The sequence below is a fragment of the Clostridium celatum genome, from assembly GCF_021412605.1.
GTDB classification, from domain to species: Bacteria; Bacillota; Clostridia; order Clostridiales; family Clostridiaceae; genus Clostridium; species Clostridium celatum.
In genome coordinates, this window is sequence record NZ_JAJKGM010000003.1 from 64,371 (window position 1) to 81,938 (window position 17,568).

Annotated in this window: 17 protein-coding genes; 16 read left to right on the top strand and 1 reads right to left on the bottom strand. The window is 26.6% G+C overall.

What is annotated here, in order from left to right; all coding sequences use genetic code 11:
• The first annotated feature begins 17 nt into the window (after positions 1–17).
• The 6 genes from LPC13_RS02240 (at position 18) to LPC13_RS02265 (ending at position 6,407) form a co-directional block, all read left to right on the top strand.
• Positions 18–1,268 carry a response regulator transcription factor gene (locus LPC13_RS02240; RefSeq protein ID WP_005211676.1) on the top strand — a complete coding sequence of 417 codons (1,251 nt, stop codon included), beginning with the start codon at positions 18–20 and terminating at the stop codon, positions 1,266–1,268.
• A 27-nt stretch (positions 1,269–1,295) separates the two neighbouring features.
• On the top strand, positions 1,296–2,606 hold the full coding sequence (locus LPC13_RS02245) for an ABC transporter substrate-binding protein (protein WP_234088509.1): 1,311 nt from the start codon (positions 1,296–1,298) through the stop codon (positions 2,604–2,606).
• A 113-nt stretch (positions 2,607–2,719) separates the two neighbouring features.
• Complete coding sequence (locus LPC13_RS02250) at positions 2,720–3,625, top strand: ROK family protein (RefSeq protein ID WP_005211674.1); 906 nt, start codon at positions 2,720–2,722, stop codon at positions 3,623–3,625.
• A 174-nt stretch (positions 3,626–3,799) separates the two neighbouring features.
• On the top strand, positions 3,800–4,510 hold the full coding sequence (locus LPC13_RS02255) for a GntR family transcriptional regulator (RefSeq protein ID WP_234088511.1): 711 nt from the start codon (positions 3,800–3,802) through the stop codon (positions 4,508–4,510).
• 161 nt (positions 4,511–4,671) lie between these two features.
• Positions 4,672–6,036 (top strand): PTS cellobiose transporter subunit IIC, encoded by a 1,365-nt coding sequence (gene celB / locus LPC13_RS02260; protein WP_005211672.1) that lies wholly within the window; start codon positions 4,672–4,674, stop codon positions 6,034–6,036.
• 56 nt (positions 6,037–6,092) lie between these two features.
• Positions 6,093–6,407 carry a PTS sugar transporter subunit IIB gene (locus LPC13_RS02265; protein WP_005211671.1) on the top strand — a complete coding sequence of 105 codons (315 nt, stop codon included), beginning with the start codon at positions 6,093–6,095 and terminating at the stop codon, positions 6,405–6,407.
• A gap of 244 nt (positions 6,408–6,651) precedes the next feature.
• Here LPC13_RS02265 and LPC13_RS02270 read toward each other — a convergent pair whose 3' ends face one another.
• A complete protein-coding gene (locus LPC13_RS02270; RefSeq protein WP_005211670.1) occupies positions 6,652–6,963 on the bottom strand; it encodes a PTS lactose/cellobiose transporter subunit IIA in 312 nt (103 codons plus the stop codon).
• 152 nt (positions 6,964–7,115) lie between these two features.
• On the opposite strand from LPC13_RS02270, the gene LPC13_RS02275 reads away from it, so the two are divergent.
• The 10 genes from LPC13_RS02275 to secG all read left to right on the top strand — a co-directional run bounded on the left by LPC13_RS02275 (position 7,116) and on the right by secG (position 17,402).
• Complete coding sequence (locus tag LPC13_RS02275; protein ID WP_195244970.1) at positions 7,116–7,826, top strand: GntR family transcriptional regulator; 711 nt, start codon at positions 7,116–7,118, stop codon at positions 7,824–7,826.
• A gap of 288 nt (positions 7,827–8,114) precedes the next feature.
• On the top strand, positions 8,115–9,512 hold the full coding sequence (locus LPC13_RS02280) for a glycoside hydrolase family 1 protein (protein WP_005211665.1): 1,398 nt from the start codon (positions 8,115–8,117) through the stop codon (positions 9,510–9,512).
• A gap of 131 nt (positions 9,513–9,643) precedes the next feature.
• Positions 9,644–10,588: an ROK family protein gene (locus tag LPC13_RS02285; protein WP_005211658.1), complete on the top strand. Its 945-nt coding sequence runs from the start codon at positions 9,644–9,646 to the stop codon at positions 10,586–10,588.
• A 30-nt stretch (positions 10,589–10,618) separates the two neighbouring features.
• Positions 10,619–11,554 carry a type I phosphomannose isomerase catalytic subunit gene (locus LPC13_RS02290; RefSeq protein WP_005211657.1) on the top strand — a complete coding sequence of 312 codons (936 nt, stop codon included), beginning with the start codon at positions 10,619–10,621 and terminating at the stop codon, positions 11,552–11,554.
• Positions 11,555–11,814: 260 nt separating this feature from the next.
• Positions 11,815–12,399 carry a hypothetical protein gene (locus tag LPC13_RS02295; protein WP_005211655.1) on the top strand — a complete coding sequence of 195 codons (585 nt, stop codon included), beginning with the start codon at positions 11,815–11,817 and terminating at the stop codon, positions 12,397–12,399.
• A 161-nt stretch (positions 12,400–12,560) separates the two neighbouring features.
• Complete coding sequence (eno, locus tag LPC13_RS02300; protein WP_005211653.1) at positions 12,561–13,859, top strand: phosphopyruvate hydratase; 1,299 nt, start codon at positions 12,561–12,563, stop codon at positions 13,857–13,859.
• A 277-nt stretch (positions 13,860–14,136) separates the two neighbouring features.
• Positions 14,137–15,210, top strand: coding sequence for an MGDG synthase family glycosyltransferase (locus LPC13_RS02305; RefSeq protein ID WP_195244968.1), 1,074 nt, complete (start codon positions 14,137–14,139; stop codon positions 15,208–15,210).
• A 2-nt stretch (positions 15,211–15,212) separates the two neighbouring features.
• Entirely contained in the window at positions 15,213–15,896 is a 684-nt protein-coding gene (locus LPC13_RS02310; RefSeq protein WP_005211647.1) for a polysaccharide deacetylase family protein, read from the top strand.
• Positions 15,889–16,959: a lysylphosphatidylglycerol synthase transmembrane domain-containing protein gene (locus LPC13_RS02315; protein ID WP_005211645.1), complete on the top strand. Its 1,071-nt coding sequence runs from the start codon at positions 15,889–15,891 to the stop codon at positions 16,957–16,959. The genes LPC13_RS02310 and LPC13_RS02315 overlap by 8 nt, the downstream gene beginning before the upstream one ends.
• A gap of 212 nt (positions 16,960–17,171) precedes the next feature.
• A complete protein-coding gene (gene secG / locus LPC13_RS02320) occupies positions 17,172–17,402 on the top strand; it encodes a preprotein translocase subunit SecG (RefSeq protein ID WP_040418853.1) in 231 nt (76 codons plus the stop codon).
• Positions 17,403–17,568: the final 166 nt, after the last annotated feature.

A 17,568-nucleotide genomic window follows, 5' to 3' on the forward strand; every position in this document is an offset into this window, starting at 1 on the left:
AATAAAAGGGAGGATATATGAAAATATTAGTTGTTGATGATGACAAAATTATCAGAATGGGATTGACTAAAATAATAAAAAGGTTATTTGATCAACATGAAGTAATTTCAGATTTTCAAAATGGCTTGTTAGCACTAGAATATTTAAGGGAAAATAAAGTGGATTTAGTTATTACTGATATAAAGATGCCTATAATGACAGGTACAGAGTTAATAAAAAACTCTTTAGATACATTAACTAATCCTCCTATGTTTGTAGTGTTAAGTGGGTATGATGAATTTACATATGTAAGAGATACAATGAAGTTAGGTGCAATTAATTATTTGTTAAAACCAATTAAGCAAGATGAATTAATAAGTGTACTAGAAGAAGTAGAAAATAAAATAAAGGATAATAGCAAAAAAGAAAAGATATTAAATAAATCTATTGATATTTTAAAGAAGGACTTTTTTAAGCATATGCTATTTTCAAATGGAGAAACAAATTATAAAACTGATAAAAGGTTACTTGAAAATATACAGTTAAGTGAAAACTATATATATAAAATGATCATTATAGATAGGGATAAAAATAATGAAAAAGAATTAGTGAGAAACTTTATTAAATCTGTAATTGATAACTTTAAGAGCATGGAGTATTTATCATTTAATTTTGAGGATAATACATATATGATATTTTATATAGATACTACTAAGGAAAAGAATTTAAGTTATTTTGATTCATATATATATGAAAATGTTGATATGTTTATTGAAAATAATAGAAATGTATATATTGTAGAATCAACAGAAAAGGTTTGGAAGCTTAGAGAGCAATCTAAAGAGTTTAGAAAGCTGAAGAGTAGTATAAGACAAGAGCATAGAATAAAAAAATATAATCTTAACTTATCAGATAAAGCATATTTGAGTAATAATGAAGAAATGAAAAAAACTAATTTAACAGCCATAAAGTTAGCCAAGCAGTATATAGTTGATAATTTTAACAAGAATATAACACTTAAAGAAGTTGCTAATGAAGTGTATTTAAGTCAAAACTATTTATCTGAATTATTTAAAAAGGAAACAAATGAAGGGTTTTATGATTTCTTATCAAAACATAGAATAAGTGTTGCTAAAGAGCTACTTTTAAAAACTAATCTCAAAGTTTATGAAATTGCAGAAAATGTTGGGTATAATGATGCAAGAACATTTGGTAGGTCTTTTAAAAAGATAACAGGAAAGACTCCAAATGAATTTAGAAATAATGATGATAAAGAAGGAAATATGTAATTGTGCTTTTAGAAAGAGGTAGTGTTTGTGAAAACTAAAGGTAGCTTTAAAGTTTTAAGTATTGTAGTTGTTATTTTAGTAAGTATTATTATGGCTACAATTTGTATAATTAAACCTTATAATAAAAATAATGAGAGTACTATAGAAGAAAAGGGGCTAGTAGGTGAAATAAGTTTTGTAAGCAATAGAACCGATAAAAAAGAAGAATTAAAGAATTTAGTAAAAGAATTTGAAAAATTACATCCCAATGTAACTGTTAATCTAGAGCTTATAGGTGAAATAGAAGAGATACTTCAGAGAAGGGCAGCAGTACAGGAATTACCAGATGTTACAATAGTTCCAGGAGCTATAAAATCAAGTGAATATGACAGGTATTTTTTACCCATAGATGATTTAGGCTTTGATGAAAATGAAATATATCATTATAAATATGGAATTAATGAAGAGGGTAAACAATATTTTTTAGCAAGTTCTAGTTTATGGTATGGAATTATATATAATAAAGCTATTTTTGAAGAATTAGGAATTGATAAGATACCGAGTACAAATGAAGAGTTTTTTGAAATTTGTGAAAAGATTAAAAGTAATGGAATTGTACCAATGGCTTTAAATTATACGCAGTCGTGGGTAATGGAGTGTTGGATATCTATAGCACCATATTTATTAGATAATAATTTAGAGACTGACGCAATATTAGGCAATGACAATATTCTTTATGAAGATGGAGGAATGTTAAAATCCTTAGATTTCGTTAGAAGTATAGTAGATAAGGGATATGTAGAGGAAAATATATTAGATTATAAATGGGAACAGTGTAAAAGGGATATAGTATCTGGAAAAGTTGCAATGATTTTTTATAATTCTGATTTTAAGTATCAGTTAAGTGAGATGGGAATGAATAGTGATGATATAGGAATGTTCCCACTTCCTGAAAGTGAAGTAATAAAAATATTTGGTGATTATAAATTAGCAATAGCTAAAAATACAAAATATCCCGAAGTAGCAAAGGAATTTTTAAAATTTTTATTTGAAGAAGATAAGTATGTTAATGCATTAAATATACAATCATCTTTAAAAACCAGTGAGAAAAACAAGGAATTTTTTAATGAGTTAAAAGGATTTAATATTTCAATAAATAAAGATGAAGATGAAATATTAGATGAAAGAACGAAAGATAATACTATAGATATACATGGTATTTATGAAAATATAAGAAAATCTATTGGATTAGATTATACTTTTACTCAAAGATATATTATTGATAAAAATATAGAAAATATAATAACTGAAACTAATAATGATTGGAACTTAAAAAAGAAAGAATATATAATAGATTAATTTTAAGATTTAAATATAAATATTACACAGATACTTAAATATTATGGACAACAAAATATTAGGACGATATATTAAATGTAAATATTAATAACTTTTATAAGTAGGAGGAATATATGAACAATTATATAGTATTTGATATAGGTGGGTCATCTGTAAAGTGGTCTATAATTAATAATTTAGGTAAGATAATTATTAGTGATAAAATAGATATAGCTAAAACCAGTGAAGAATTTTTCGAAAACTTATCTACTAAAATTAATAGTTTAAAAGAAGAGTATAGTTTAAAGGGAATTGCTTTAAGTGCACCAGGAGCTGTAGATAGTGAAAGTGGAATTATTGGAGGTATGAGTGCATTACCATATATACATGGGCCTAATTTTAAACGAATATTAAATGAAAATACTGGATTACCAGTTGAAATAGAAAATGATGCAAATTGTGCAGCTTTAGGTGAATGTTGGATTGGTGTGGCAAAAGAAGAAAATGATTGTGCTTTTGTGGTTTGTGGGACAGGCATAGGTGGAGCATTAGTTAAGAATAAAAAAATACATTCAGGTATTCATAAGCATGGTGGAGAATTTGGTTATTGCTTAGTAGATATAGATGTTACTAAGCAAAAATATTTATCATGGAGTGGAGTAGGCTCAACATTTGCATTAGCAAAATCTATTGCAGAGAGAAAAGGCATAGATATAGAAAAGTTTAACGGATTAAAAGCTTTTGAATTATATGATAGCGGAGATGAAGTTGCGATAGAAGAGGTAAATAAATTTTTTAGATATATGGCTATAGGCATATTTAATATTCAATATACTTATGACCCAGAAGTTATAGTTTTAGGTGGAGCTATTTGTGAAAGAAAAGGTTTTTTAGATGAAGTAAATAAAAGGATAGATGAAGTTATGAATTCTAATCCAGATGCAACAATAAGACCAATAGTAAAGATTTGTAAGTATGGAAATGATGCAAATAAATTAGGGGCTTTATACAATTTTTTACAAAAACAAAATTTGATATAGGATATAAAAATAGAGCTATATATTAAGATGAATATAGCTCTATTTTACGTTATAGATATAATGAAGAGTATTTATATGAAAAAGTATAGTAATAACTTAAATATAGATATTGTTTAAAGATATTTGTAAAATTATAATGATATATAGAAAATTAAAATTTTATGAGGTGTTATAATGTTAAAATATGAAGAAATTGCAATTGATCTTCAAAATAAAATAGCAAATAGAGAATATAATGTAAATGATCAATTGCCACTAGAAAAGGAAATGTGCGAAGAATATGGTGTCAGTAGAATTACAATAAAAAAGGCAGTAGATATTTTAGTAATGAAAGGATTAGTTGTAAAAAGAAGAGGGGCAGGTACTTTTGTAAAAGGAATTGAAAGTAGCGAAATAAAAGAAATAAGTGAAAGTAATTTATTAACTGGATTTACAGGTAATTTTGCGGAAAAAAAAGTAACAAGTAAAGTTATTGAGTTTAATATAATTAATACAACTAGTGAGATTGCTAATAAGTTAAAAATATCTAATGATGAATTTGTTTATTATATATGTCGTGTAAGATATGCAAATGATGAACCATATGTAATTGAATATACATATATGCCTATTAATGTTATTACAGGATTAAAAAAGGATGTTTTAGAAAAATCTATATATAACTATATAGAAGAAACTCTAAATTTAAAAATTAAAAGTGCTCATAGAACTATTAGAGCTGTAAGTGCAAATGAAGAGGAGAGAAAGTATTTAGAGATAGAGAAATATTCACCATTATTAGAAGTTGAGCAAATAGCTTTTTTAGATAATGGTATACCATTTGAATATTCAAAATCTCATCATAGAAATGATAAATTTGAATTTAAAAGTGTAATTATAAAGTAGAAAAAGTGTGCAAAAATTATGATTTGCACACTTTTTTTAATAAATTTATATTTTTATAATAAAAGAATATACTTTTGCTTTACAAAAGATATATCTTTTATTATAATAAGTCATGTAATAGATTTCATAAAAAGTTATAAACTTGAGAGGGGATGGATTAGATGTCTAAATTTAATGAGTTAATTGAAAAGTATTTACTACCTATAGCTGGTAAGTTAAGTGCTAGCAGAGTTTTAACAGTTTTACGTGATTCATTTATGCTAAGTTTTCCACTAACAATAGTTGGATCGCTTGCAGTTGTTATAATGAATCTACCATATTTAGATAAGGTCATAGGTAGTAATGGGGTAGCTACTGTAACAGATGTATTAAGTATACTACCATCAGCGACTATGAGTATAGCAACACTATTTGTTGTAATGGGCATTGGGTATTATTTAGCAAAAAGTTATGATGTTGATCCTATTTTTCCAGCAGCTATTTCAGTAGCATCATTTTTAGTTTTAACACCGATTTCAATGACTACAGAAGCAGGTGTTTTAGTAACAGATATAATTCCAATTACAAGATTAGGTGCAAAGGGAATGTTTGTTGGTATTTTAGCAGCATTCTTAGCAACTTGGTTATATGTACGTATTATGAAAAAAAATTGGACAATCAAAATGCCAGATGGTGTTCCACCAACAGTAGCAAAATCTTTTGCCGCATTAATACCAGCATGTATAGTATTGACAGTATTTTTAGTAATTAGAACTATTTTTGTTTATACACCTTGGGGTAATATACATGACTTTATATATCAACTTATACAAGTTCCATTAATGCACTTAGGTAGTGGATTAGCAGCAACAATAGTTGCGGTATTTGCAATTCAACTTTTATGGTTCTTTGGTTTACATGGTCAAATTATAGTTAATTCAGTATTAGATCCAATTTGGAATACATTATCACTTCAAAATTATGAAGCAGTAGTTAATCATACAGATTTACCTAACATAGTTACTAAACAGTTCATGGAAACATTTACTGTTGGTATAGGTGGTACAGGTATGACGCTTGCAGTTGTAATTGGTATATTAATAATTGCAAAAAGCAAACAATTAAGAGAGGTAGCTAAATTAGCAGGACCAGCAGGAATATTTAACGTTAATGAACCAGTTATATTTGGTTTGCCAATAGTTATGAATCCAACAATACTTATTCCTTGGATTATCTCACTAATAGTAGGTGTTACTATAGCTTATTTATCAATGAAATTTGGATTAGTTCCAATGACAACAGGGGTAGCAGTACCTTGGACAGTACCAATTTTCTTTAGTGGTATGCTTGCAACTAACTCTTTAGCTGGTGGTATATTACAATTAGTTATATTAGCTGTAGTATTAGCAATTTGGACACCATTTATAAAAGTAATGGATATACAAGCAATTAAATTAGAAAAAGAAGCTGCAGAAAAATCTAAAAATAAAGTAAGCAGATTTAAAAAGACAAAAGAAACAGCAGAAATGACAGAAAAAGCTTACTAAGAAAATTTAAATACAGTATTTAAATAAATAGATATAAAATCTGGAGGGATATTATTATGAAAAATATATTATTAGTTTGTTCAGCAGGAATGTCAACAAGTTTATTAGTTACTAAAATGCAAAAGGCAGCAGAAGAAAATGAAGTAGAATGCAAAATCTGGGCAGTATCACAAAGTGATGCTCCAAATAATTGGGAAAAAGCAGATGTATTATTATTAGGACCACAAGTACGTTTTTTAGAGTCAAAAATGAAAACTATGGTTGGTGGAAAAATACCAGTTGCAGTAATTGATACTGTTACTTACGGAAGAGTAGATGGATTAGCTGTTTTAGAACAAGCATATGATGTTATGGATGAATTTGAAGCATAAAATTTTTATATGCAAAAGGAATATTAGATATCGTTAAAAAATAAAACACAATGTAGATTAGCTTTAGATTAAAGTATAATCTATGTTGTGTTTTATATTATAAAGCACAAATTTTTAAAGATATATTTATTAAAGGAAAATTAAATATTAAAAAATAAGTGTAAGTAATAGAGTTAATATTTTAATATATAATTTATAAATAAAAAATAAAACCAGCATATTGCTGGTTTTATTAAAAAAGTACTTATTTTGAATATTTTTTATGTGTTAAGATTAATTCTTCAACTAACATTTTTAATGTTTCAGTTGTCATTAATTGATCTTCTGCATGCATTAATATTAAAGAAAATGGTAATTGTTCACCATTAGCTTCTTTTTGAACTAAATCAAAGTGACTGTGGTGAGCTTTAGATAAAAACTCTCCAGATAAAGTAACTTTATTATCGGCATCTTCAAATTGCTCTTCTCTAGCTAACATTAAAGCTTCCATTAATAATGATTTTGCTTCTCCAACATTACTAATTAACTCAAATGCAACTGATTCCATATTATTCATAAACAAAACCCTCTCTCTTAAAAGTATATACTTATTATATAATAGAACATTACAAATTTCAATAAAAAATATATATTTAATCTTTCTTGAATAAATCATAAATAATTAGTAGAATAAAAATAGAGTAGATAAAGGTAAAGGTGAAATAAAAAATGATAAAATATCAAAAAATAGCATTAGATATCAAGGATGATATTTTAAGAGGTAAATATAAACCAAATGAACAGCTTCCATTTGAAAAGGAAATATGTGAAAAGTACAATGTAAGTAAAATGACTGTAAAAAAGGCATTAGATTTATTAGTGGGTGAAGGTCTAATAATAAAGAGAAGAGGTTCTGGGACATTTGTAAAAGATATAACAGAAAATGAAATTCAAGGAATAATAGAAAAAAAACAATTTTCTGGATTAACTAATACTAATTTAGGGCATAAAGTAACAAGTAAAGTGTTAGAGTTTAAAATTATAAATGCTTCCGAAACAATTGCTGATATGCTAAAAATAGAAAAAGATGAATTTATTTATTCTATCCATAGAGTAAGATATGTAGATGATATCCCTGTAGTTATAGAAAAAACTTACATACCTTTAAATCTTATTCCAGGAATGAAATTAGCAGATGTTAAAGGATCTATATATAGTTACATACAAGATAAGTTAAATTTAAAAATACAAAGTGCACACTCTACAGTAAGAGCCTATAAAAGTACAGATTTAGATAGAGAATATTTAGAATTAAATTTAGATGAACCTGTATTAGAAGTAGAAAGAGTTGCATACTTAGATAATGGAAAAGTTTTTGAATATTCTTTTTCTAGACATAGATATGATAAATTTGAATTTAAAGCAATTACAGTAATTTAAAAAATTACTGCAATGAGAAAACATAAAAAATTCTTAGTTAATAAATCACAACTTATTAACTAAGAATTTTTTTTGCTTTTTTTAATTATGACAAATGAATATCAATATGTTTTGCAGTAATATAAGAAAAATTCCAATATAAAAGTATGTTTTTTTAAAATCAAAAACATGATTTTAAAAATAAAAGATATGTTTTTATAAATAAAAGTATAGACATTTAAAAAAGACGAGGATATAATATGATTAAGAATTAGTTCTATAAATTATAAATTTCGGAGGAGAAAAAAGATGACTAAAAAATATATATTTCCAGAAGGGTTTTGGTGGGGATCAGCAACATCAGGTCCACAATCAGAAGGAGATTTTAATAAACCACATAAGAGTGTATTTGACTATTGGTATGAAGTAGAGCCAGAAGCTTTCTTTGATAGAGTAGGACCACAAGTTACATCTAATTTTTATAATAGCTACAAAGAAGATTTAGCTATGCTTAAGGAAATTGGTTTAAATAGTTTTAGAACATCAATTCAATGGACAAGACTTATAAAGGATTTAGAAACTGGAGAACCAGATGAAGATGCAATAAGATTTTATAATGATGTTATAGATGAAACTATAAAAAATGGCATGATTCCAGTTATGAATTTACATCACTTTGATATACCAGTTGAATTATATGATAAATATGGTGGATGGGAATCTAAACATGTTGTTGACTTATTTGTAAAGTTTGCAGAAACAGCATTTAAGTTATTTGGAGATAGAGTTAAGTATTGGACTACTTTTAATGAACCTATAGTAGTTGTTGAAGGAGAATATTTATATCAGTTCCACTATCCGAAATTAGTAGATGGTAAAAAAGCTATGCAGGTATTATTTAACTTAAATCTTGCATCTGCAAAAGTAATAAATAAATTTAGAGAAATTGGATGTGATAAGGATGGAGGAAAAATAGGTATAGTTCTTAACTTAACTCCAGCATATCCAAGAAGTAATAGTGAAGAAGATTTAAAGGCAGCTAAAATTGCTGATGACATATTTAATAACTCATTCTTAGATCCAGCTGTTAAGGGAGAATTCCCATCTCTTTTAGTTGAACTATTAAAAGAAAATGGTGTTATGTGGGAAGCTTCAGAGGAAGAAATGGAGATAATAAGAAAAAACACTGTTGATTTCTTAGGAGTAAACTATTATCAACCAAGAAGAGTTAAAGCAAAAGAATCGGAGTTTGATAATTCAAAAGGATGGATGCCAGACAAGCACTTTGATTATTATGATATGCCAGGTAAGAGAATGAATCCATATAGAGGATGGGAGATATACCCTCAAGCAATGTATGATATAGCTATGAATATAAGAGATAATTACAATAATATTCCATGGTATATTTCAGAAAATGGTATGGGTGTTGAAGGTGAAGAAAAATATATAGATAAAAATGGTGAAATTCAAGATGATTATAGAATTGAATTCTTTAAAGAGCATTTACAATATCTTCATAAAGGAATAGAGGAAGGTTCAAATTGTTTTGGATATCATTCATGGACTCCAATCGATTGTTGGTCTTGGTCTAATGCTTACAAAAATAGATATGGATTTATTGCTGTTGATTTAGCTACTCAAAAGAAGACAATAAAGAAGTCAGGTAGATGGATTAAAGAAGTAGCAGAAAATAATGGATTTTAAAAGAGCTAAAAATTAAGAGTTAAAGTTTTTATAGATAATAAATAGAGTATTGAGTTAGTAATTTTAGCTCTTTACTCTTAATTTTTAAGGTGAAATTTTGAAAATAAAATATTATCAAGGACGGAAATATTATGGATAAAGATTATGTTGTAGCTGTTGATTTAGGTGGAACTAAAATATATACAGCATTAGTTGATTTAAAAGGAAATATTATAAAAGAAAAGATTGTTAGTACAGAAGCTAATAAAGGGGATATTGCAATAGTTTCTAATATAAAGAAAACTATAGATTATGTTTTAGAGGATATTGATAGAGAAAAAGTAGGGGCAATAGGGATTGGATCGCCAGGACCTTTAGATGTAAAAAGAGGGTTAATTGTGGCACCACCTAACCTACCTTTTAATAATTATAATATAGTAGAAGAATTAACTACTACGTATAATTTACCAACTTTTTTAGATAATGATGCAAATGCAGCTACATTAGCCGAGTATATGTTTGGAGTAGGTAAAGGTACTGAAAATATGGTTTATATAACTGTAAGTACAGGCATAGGTGGAGGAGCTATATTAAATGGAAAGATATATAGGGGTAGCACTTCAAATGCATTAGAAGTAGGACATACTACAGTTTTTAAGGATGGACCAAGATGTGGGTGTGGAAATAAAGGGTGTTCAGAGAGAATGTCATCAGGTACGGCGATAATGAAGAGAGCATTAGAGGCTGTTAATAGCAATGTTAATACGAATCTTAAAAATTATGAAAATATAACAGCTAAAGAGGTGTTTGTTGAAGCAGCTGAAGGAGATTATGTGGCTAATGATATTTTAGATGAAGCATTATCATATTTAGGCCTAGTAGTTTCTAATGTGATGAATACTTTAGATCCAGATATGATAGTCCTTGGTGGTGGTGTTATTAATGGTGGAGAGGTTGTTATAGAAAGAGTAAAAGAAATTGTAAAACATAGGTCTTTAAGTATAATAGCTGAAAACTGTAAGATAGAAAAATCTAACTTAGAAGGTAAATCAGGTGTTTTAGGGGCAGCTGCATTAGCTATAAGTGAATTAAGATAATAAGTTTATTTAAGAAAGGGAGAGTTTGATATGTATCCAATTAGATTTGAAAATCTTTATTATAATAAAATTTGGGGTGGAAGAGATTTTGAAAATTTTAGAGATAATATGCCAGAGGGGGAGATTGGTGAAAGCTGGGATATAGCTTGCCATCCAAATGGTATTGGAATTGTAGCCAATGGGGAGCTTAAAGGAAAAAGATTTGATGAAATAATTTCAGAATTTGGTCATGATTTAGTTGGTTCAAAAGTAAGCACAGAAAAGTTTCCATTATTAGTTAAACTTATAAATTCAAAAGAAAAATTATCTGTACAAGTTCACCCTGGTGATGAATATGCAAAGAGAGTTGAAAATGAATTTGGAAAGACTGAGGCTTGGTATGTTGTTGATGCAAAACCAGGAGCTAAGTTAATTGTTGGAACAAAAAATTGTAATAAAGCTACTTTTGCAAAAGCTATAGAAGAAGGTAAATCAGAAGATTATCTAAATGTAATTGAAGTTAAAAAAGGTGATTGCTTCTTAATAAATAGTGGACTTGTTCATGCTATATGTGAAGGATTAATAATAGCTGAAATTCAACAAAATTCAGATGTTACTTATAGAGTTTATGATTACGGAAGACCAAGAGAAATTCATGTTGAAAAATCACTTGATGTAATAAACTTTGATTTAGCAGCAGAAAATTTATCAAATCATGAGATTGTTGAGTTTGAAGGATTCTCTAAAATTAATTTTTGTGAAAATGAATATTTTGGAATGCAAAAATTTAATATTAAAAAAGAATGGACAGACTGTAGCAATGAAGAAAAATTCTTTATTTTAACTTGTGTTGATGGAAAAGGAACAATCGAAGGAAAAGAATTCTCTGAAGAAATTAAAATGGGAGATAGCTACTTAATTCCAGCAAAATTGGGGAATTATTCTGTTAAAGGTGAATTAGAAGTAATAAAAAGTTATCCTATGTAAAAGAGATGTTATTAATTATTTATCACAGATATTAAAAAAATATTGTAAAGAAAAGTTATTGATATATATAAATTTAAATACTATAGAATTATAAAAAATAGTTAAACTTGATATCCATTAAGTTTAACTATTTTTATATATTTTTTAGAAAAAGAAAATTGTATTTTAGATAGGATTAATATACTATAGGTGAGTATTATAAGAATATAATAATATTATTATTAATATAATAGTACAAATATTAATTAAGGTAGGTTATAATGGCTAGGACATATGCGTATTCAGCAGACTTCGATAAAGAAGTGGAACGATTGTTCAAAGATGCTAAAGTTTTAGGGGAAGGGCATAATGGAATTGTTTATGAAGTACCTGGAAATAGGGCTATAAAAATATTTACAGATAAAAATGTTTGTAGAAGTGAAGCAGAAATATTATACAAAGTAAAAAAATCTAAATATTTCCCCAAAATATATAAAAATGGAGATTATTATATATTAAGGGATATGGTAAATGGAAAGAGATTAGATGATTATATAGAAGAAAATGGATTAAGTCAGCAGTTAATATATAATCTTTACAGATTAATAAATGAATTTAAGGCTTTAAAATTTACAAAATTAGATGCTAGATGTAGAGATATATATGTAGATAAAGCTGAAAGGTTAATGGTTATTGATCCTAAGCAGTGTTATAGAAGAAAAGTTGATTATCCAAGGCATTTGATGAAAGGTCTTGATGGAGTAGGTGTTTTAGAAGAGTTTTTAAAAGGCATATATATAATAGATAGAAGAAAGGCAACAGAGTGGGAGCAAAAAATTAATCAATATTATGCAAAAGAGTATTAATAAAAAGTAAGGTGGTGAATGGAAAATAAATATCTATTTGCTATCTTATTTTTTATTTTAATAAGTGAATATTATTCATTTTTACTGTAAAAAATAAGTAGGTAGATGGTAAAGAAAAAAATAAATATTTCATTTATTGCTAAATTTAAGGAGGATATAAAATGAAAAATTTTGTTGAAATTGTTGATGTAGTAGCAAGACAAATACTAGATTCAAGATGTTTTCCAACTGTAGAGGTAGAAGTTTATCTAGAAGATGGTACAATTGGTAGAGCTGCAGTTCCATCAGGAGCATCAACAGGGATTTATGAGGCTGTTGAATTAAGAGATGGAAATAAGGATTATTATATGGGTAAAGGAGTTTTAAAGGCTGTTGAAAATGTTAATGATACAATAGCTGAAGAACTTATTGGATGTAATGTTTTTGATCAAACATATATTGATAAAATGTTAATTGAACTTGATGGAAGCAATAATAAAGGAAAATTAGGAGCTAATGCAATATTAGGTGTTTCCTTAGCAGTTGCACAAGCAGCAGCTAACTATTTAGGACTTCCTCTATATCAATATGTAGGAGGAGTAAATGCGAAAGTTCTTCCAGTACCTATGATGAATATTATAAATGGTGGATCTCATGCTGATAACTCTGTTGATTTACAAGAGTTCATGGTTATGCCAGTTGGATTTGATTCTTTTGATAAAGCTGTTCAGGCTTGTGCAGAAGTTTATCATGCATTAAAGAAAACTTTAAATGATAAAGGATATTCAACAGGGGTTGGAGATGAAGGTGGATTTGCACCTAATTTAAAGAGTAATGCAGAAGCTATTGAAGTTATATTAGAAGCTATTAAGAAGGCTGGATATGAACCAGGAAAAGATATATTTATAGCAATAGATGCTGCATCATCTGAATATTATAAAGATGGTAAATATGTATTAGAACATGAAGGAAAGAGCTTAACTGCTGCTGAAATGGTTGATTTCTTTGAAGATTGGGTAAATAAATATCCTATTATTTCTATTGAAGATGGTATGGCAGAAGAAGATTGGGAAGGTTGGAAATTACTTACTGATAGATTAGGTAAGAAAGTTCAATTAGTTGGAGATGACTTATTTGTAACTAATACTCAAAGATTAGAAGATGGTATTTATAGAGGAGTTGCAAATTCAATTCTTATTAAATTAAATCAAATTGGTACATTAACAGAAACATTAAATGCTATAGAAATGGCAAATAGAGCAGGATATACAGCTGTTATATCTCATAGAAGTGGTGAAACAGAAGATACTACAATAGCAGATTTAGTTGTTGCAGTTAATGCAGGTCAAATTAAGACTGGTGCACCAGCAAGAAGTGAAAGAGTTGCTAAATATAATCAATTAATTAGAATAGCAGAAGAACTTGATGATGTTGCAGAATATAGAGGAAGAAAAGCATTCTTTAACATAAAGGAACAATAAAAAATTAATAGTTAAAAATAAAGGATCGTGCAAATTTAGCACGGTCTTTTTATATATTACAAAATTGTAATAACTATGTAATATTAATCGATATGTTATAAAAAATTTTTTATATAAAATTAATTAAGAAAAAGTAATGAGTTTTAAATATGAAGTAATTTAATAAAATCTTAATAAATTAAGCATTCTATATAAGTAAATATTAAGATTTGAATTAAATAAATATTAAGATTTACTATTTATAATTAATTTATAGTAAAAAGTTGGGGGAAATAAAATGAATGTATTAATTTTAACAGGAAAATTCGGAATGGGACATTATTCTGTATCAGAAGCAATAAATGAAGAAATAAAAAGTAAGTGTTCAGATATTAATGTAGATATAGTAGATATATTAGAATATTTAATGCCAAAAACAAGTAAGGTTATTTATAGTAGTTTTAATGTATTAGTTACAAAATGGTCGAATTTATATAATTTTATAAATAGTAATAATGAAGACTATAATATTAAAACTTTTAATTATTTATTTGTAAATAAAATAGATAAGTTATTTTTAGAGTATAAACCTGACTTAGTTATATCTACATTACCAATAAGCTCACAATATATTTCAAAATATAAATCCATTAAGAAATTAAATATTCCTTTATTTACATTCATAACTGATATTTCTAGTCATAGTGAATGGATTTACAAAAATACAGATTTTTATTGTGTTGGAGATTATAGTATAAAAGAAGATTTAATTAAAAAAGGTATTGATGAAGAGAAAATATTTGTTACCGGAATTCCGGTTAAGCAACAATTTAAAAATAATACTGTATCACTTCATAAAAATAGATTAAAAGAGGTTTTAATTATGGGTGGAGGCTTAGGTTTAATTCCCTTTAAAGAAGAGGTATTTGAATCACTTAATAATGAAAGAAATATAAAAACAACAATTATAACGGGAAATAATAAAAAAATGTATGACTATATTAAAGGGAAGTATAAAAATATAGTTGTAGTTGGATATACAGATACAATAAGCGAGTATATGAAAAAAGCAGATTTAATAATATCAAAGTCAGGTGGAATAACTTTATTTGAAGCAATTCATAGTGAAGTACCTATTTATGTTATAGAACCTTTTTTAGTACAAGAAATTAAAAATGCACAATATATTGAAAGAGAAAAAATAGGTAAAGTTATTTGGAAAAAGAATTTTTATATAGAAAAAGACATTATAGAATTAATAAATAATGATGTAGCTGTTTTAGAAATGAAACGTAATATGAAGAAAATTAAAGAGAAACTAAGACAAGAAGAGATTATAAATATTATAGAAAAGTTTAAGAGGGGAGCTTAGTAATGGGATTTGTAGTTATTATAGCAATTAGTATATTGGCATATAGCGTTTTTCCAACCTTTTATTTTAAATTTAAAGGTACGTCTATTGCTAATGAGGTTAAAAGTGAAAAGTTTTTATCCTTAACTTTTGATGATGGACCAGATGAAAAATATACAGAAAAACTTTTGGATTTACTTAAAAGATATAATATAAAAGCTACATTTTTTGTTGTTGCTAAGTTTGCAGAAAAAAATAGTAGCATTATAAAGCGTATGGAAGAAGAAGGACACACTATAGGACTTCATTCTTTAGAACATCAAAATGGTTTAATAAGAGGTCCTTTATATACAAATAAAGATTTTGAAGAGAGTATAAAAATCTTTAAGAATTTAAAGATTTCAGTTAAGTCATTTAGACCACCGTGGGGTCATCTCAATTTAACAACATTAGTTAATTTGAAGAAATATAACTTAAGTTTAGTACTTTGGGATGTAATAATTGGTGACTGGAAAAGTGATATAAGTTCAGATGAAATATCAAAACGATTATTAAATGAAACAAAAAATAAAAGTATTATCTGTTTACATGATGGAAGAGGTAAAAATGAAGCTCCTCTTAGAACAATTGAAGCTTTAGAAAAAACATTGCCTATATGGCTTGAAGAAGGATATGAGTTTATCACAATAGGAGAACTGTATGAGTAATAATATAACCCCAAAAGATATTTTTAAAAATAGTATATTTTTTATAGCGTTAATTTCAGTTACATTTTTTATTTTATTTAAAGACAGTAGTGTAAGTAATATATTAATTTCACTAAAGTCTGTAAATTTATTTTATATATTTATAGGAATTATTTGTATGTTTATATTCATAATTTGTGAAGGAATAAATATTAGACGAATGCTAAAAATATTTTCATATGATATAAGTGTTTTTCAAGGATTAAAATATTCATTTGTAGGTTTCTTTTTTAGTTCCATAACTCCATCAGCTTCAGGAGGACAACCTATGCAAGTTTATTATATGAAGAGAGACAACATTAATATTTCACATTCTTCGCTTGTATTACTTATGGAGCTTGCTAGTTTTCAAATTGTTACAGTAACTATTGCAGTAATAGGTATTATAGCTAATTTAGATTTTATTATGAACTTAAATTACACAATGAGGATTCTTATTTTTTTAGGATTGTTAATTAATTTGTTAATTCTTTGCTTTATTATTTTAGCTATATTTTCGAAAAAATTTACAATGAAATTAGCGGAATTATTTTTAAGATTAATAAGTATACTGAAATTTATAGATGTTGAAAAGATTAGAAAACAAGTAAAAGAACAAATAAGTCAATACCAACAAGGAGCAATACTAATTATAGAAAATAAATATATTTTTATAAAAGTACTTTTAATAACTATTATTCAAATAGGAGCAATGTATAGTATAACTTTTTTTGTGTATAAAGCATTTGGCCTTGATGATTTTTCATTCTTTACAGTTTTTTTAATACAAGCAATATTGTTTATTTCTGTTTCTGCAATTCCTCTTCCTGGAGCTGTTGGAACAAGTGAAGGTAGTTTTTTAACTTTATTTAAAACACTTTTTCCATCAAGTTCATTAAGCTCAGCAATGTTACTTAGTAGAGGGATTAGTTTTTATCTGTTTGTAATAATAAGTGGAATTGTTGTAGCTAGCATAAGATTATTAAAAAGCAAGTCTAGCATTAAGTGTAGCAAAGGTAGTTTAACCAATGAAAAAATTATATAAAATTATAATTTGAGCTTATTAATATTATCTATAGGATACTTAAAATATATTAAATTTATTTAGTAAAATCTTAATGTAATATTTTGATATTTACAGAAGAATGGCCTAGAAAATTATGGAGTTATTTGTAAATAATCTTGTAATAGTAGGATTATTATGTTATGATAATTTCATATGAGTATGCTTGAAAGTATAGAGTGGGAGGTGTAACCGTGAAAAATGTATTATTTGTTTTAGAAGCGGTTTTAGGATTAATAGTTGTAGTGTCAATATTAATGCAAAAAAGTAAAGCTGATGCTTTAAGTGGGTTAATTCAAGGAAGTAAGAGTGAAACATTCTTTACAAAAAACAAAGCTAAGACAAAAGAAGCAATGTTAGTTAAGTTAACAATAGTTTCAATGCTTCTATTTGCAATAAACACAGTAGTTTTAAATATAGTTTAATATAATTATTACTTAGGCCACTATATAAAATAGTGGTCTTTTTTTAGTGATTTACTAAAATTTTGAGAATACTATTATAGTAGGGAAATTATTTTAAGCGCTGTGTGTTGAATAAAAAAACATACATGTGGTACTATAATAAATAGTGTGTATAAGAAAATAATGG